This is a genomic window from Inquilinus limosus MP06 (genome assembly GCF_000767795.1).
GTDB classification, from domain to species: Bacteria; Pseudomonadota; Alphaproteobacteria; order DSM-16000; family Inquilinaceae; genus Inquilinus; species Inquilinus limosus_E.
Window position 1 is genome coordinate 1 of record NZ_JANX01000746.1, and the last position, 2474, is coordinate 2474.

A 2474-nucleotide genomic window follows, 5' to 3' on the forward strand; every position below is an offset into this window, starting at 1 on the left:
CATCCTCGGCCGCCGCGATGTCGCGCGACCGGGCGGCCAGGAACGTCACCAGCCGGCCGTAGGAGTCACGCGCCGCCCGTTCGACCGCGCGGCGCGTGTCCGTGCTCACTGCTGCGGCTTCGGCGGCGCCACCGGCCGCACCTCGACCCCGCCGCCCGGGCCGCCCGGATAGCGCGAAGCCCAGTCGAGCGCCGCGTCCAGGTTCGGCACCTCGATGATGAAGAAGCCGGCCAGCTGCTCCTTGGTGTCGGCGAAGGGGCCGTCCTGCACCTGCCGCCCGCCGCCGCTGATGCGGATCGAGGTGGCGGTGGCGGGCGGCTCCAGCCCGGCGCCGGCGACTACGATCCCGGCCTCCTTCAGCGCCGTCATATAGGGCATGAAGGCGGCCCAGAAGGCGGCGTGCTTCTCCGGGTCGCGCCGGTTGGCGAACTCCTCGGGGGTCTGCTGGAACAGCAGGGCGTACTGCATGGTCGTCTCCATCGCATGGGGTCGAGCGCATCTCGCTCACCCCAATGACGGGCCGGCAGAAGGCCGTTCGACATCGTCCGCGAAAAAATCCGCGCCGGCTACACCCGCCGGCGGCGCGACTTGGCGAAGGTGTCGAAGGCCACGGCCAGCACGATGATCACGCCGATGATGATCTGCTGGATGTAGGAGGAGACGTTGAGCAGCACGAGGCCATTCAGCAGCACGCCGATCAGCACGGTGCCGATCACCGTGCCGAAGATGGTGCCGATGCCGCCGAACAGACTGGTGCCGCCGATCACCACCGAGGCGATCACCGTCAGCTCATAGCCCTGCCCCGCCACCGCCTCGGCCGAGTTCAGCCGGGCCGACAGCACGAAGGCGCCGAGCCCGACGAAGAAACCCATGATGACGTAGACGCTGAGCAGCACCCGCCGCACCTTCAGCCCGGACAGGCGCGCCGCCTCCGGATTGCCGCCGACGGCATAGACCTGGCGGCCGAAGCGGCTGTAGCGCAGCACCAGATGGGCCAGCACGGCGAAGCCGAGGAACACCAGCACCGGCACCGGGACCTCCAGGATCTTGCCCTGGCCCCAGTAGCGGAAATCCGCGTCGAAGCCGCTGATCGGCCCGCCGCCGGACAGCAGCAGCGCGGCGCCGCGGAAGGCCGACATGCCGCCCAGCGTGACCACGAAGGGCGGCACCTTCAGCCGGGTGATGCCGAAGCCCTGGATCGCCCCCGCGGCCATGCCGAGCAGGATCGAGACCAGGGCGGCGGCGCCCCAGCCCCAGCCCTGCGCCTCCTCGCTGCCGAGCGCGAAATTGCCGGTGGCGCTGCCCTTGGCCACGATCGCGGCGGCGAGGCCGCAGAAGGCCAGGACGGCGCCGATCGACAGGTCGATGCCGGCGGTCAGGATGACGAAGGTCATGCCGATCGCCAGCAGCCCGTAGATCGAGACCTGGCGCAGCACGTTCAGCAGGTTGATGGTGGAGATGAAGCGCGGCTCGGCGATGGCGAAGCCGGCCATCAGCACCACCAGGAAGATCAGCGGCGCGAACCGCGCCAGAAGCCCGAACAGGTCGAAGCCGCCCCGGTCCGGAAGCGTGTCCTGCGCCATTCTCGTCCTTCCCTTTCGCACCCGCCCGATAATGCTACTGGCGTGGCCGCCTGGTGGCGTTTTCTGCGCTTCCGGTGCTCACGGACTCAAACGTCCGTTGCGCGCCGGTTCTCGAAATCGCCACCAGTCGACTCACGCCAGCGCATTCTCATGCGGGTGCTATGCCGCCCGGCGGCGCGTCATCAGCCGCATCAGCGTTTCCTCGTCGGCCTCGGCGCGGCCGACCTCGCCGGTGATCCGGCCCTCGCACATGGTGACGATGCGGTCGCTGATCGCCAGCACCTCCGGCAGCTCGGAGGAGATGGCGATGACCGCGATGCCCTCCCGCGCCAGCCGGCCCAGCAGCTGGTGCACCTCGGCCTTGGCGGCGACGTCGATGCCGCGCGTCGGCTCGTCGACGATCAGCACCTTCGGCCGCAGCGCCAGCCAGCGGGCCAGCACCACCTTCTGCTGGTTGCCGCCGGACAGGTTGGCGATCTGCTGCTCCGGCCCCGCCATGCGGATGCCGAGCGCGCGGCGATACTCCTCGACCAGCCCGCGCTCCTTGCTGTCCGGGACATAGCCGAACAGCCCCGCCAGCTTGCCCAGCGCGGCAATGGCCAGGTTGCTGCGGATCGCCAGGGACAGGAACAGCGCCTGCTGCTTGCGATCCTCCGGCACCAGGCCGATACCGTGGCGGATCGCGTCGGCCGGGCTGCGGATCTCGACCGGCCTGTCCTCGACCAGGACGCGGCCGCCGGTGCGGGCATCGGCGCCGAAGATCGCGCGGGCCAGCTCGGTCCGCCCCGCGCCGACCAGCCCGGCGATGCCGAGGATCTCGCCACGCCGCACCGACAGCGACACGTCGTGCAGCACCGTGGCATGCGGATTCAGCGCGCTGCGCTCGGTGGC

At 70.5% G+C, this 2474-nt stretch carries 3 protein-coding genes; all 3 read right to left on the bottom strand.

What is annotated here, in order from left to right; all coding sequences use genetic code 11:
* Positions 1–105: 105 nt before the first annotated feature.
* On the bottom strand, positions 106–468 hold the full coding sequence (locus tag P409_RS31785) for a YciI family protein (RefSeq protein WP_034848021.1): 363 nt from the start codon (positions 466–468) through the stop codon (positions 106–108).
* Positions 469–566: 98 nt separating this feature from the next.
* A complete protein-coding gene (locus P409_RS31790) occupies positions 567–1583 on the bottom strand; it encodes an ABC transporter permease (protein ID WP_034848017.1) in 1017 nt (338 codons plus the stop codon).
* A gap of 159 nt (positions 1584–1742) precedes the next feature.
* On the bottom strand, positions 1743–2474 hold a 732-nt coding region (locus P409_RS31795; RefSeq protein ID WP_034848019.1), incomplete at its 5' end, for an ATP-binding cassette domain-containing protein.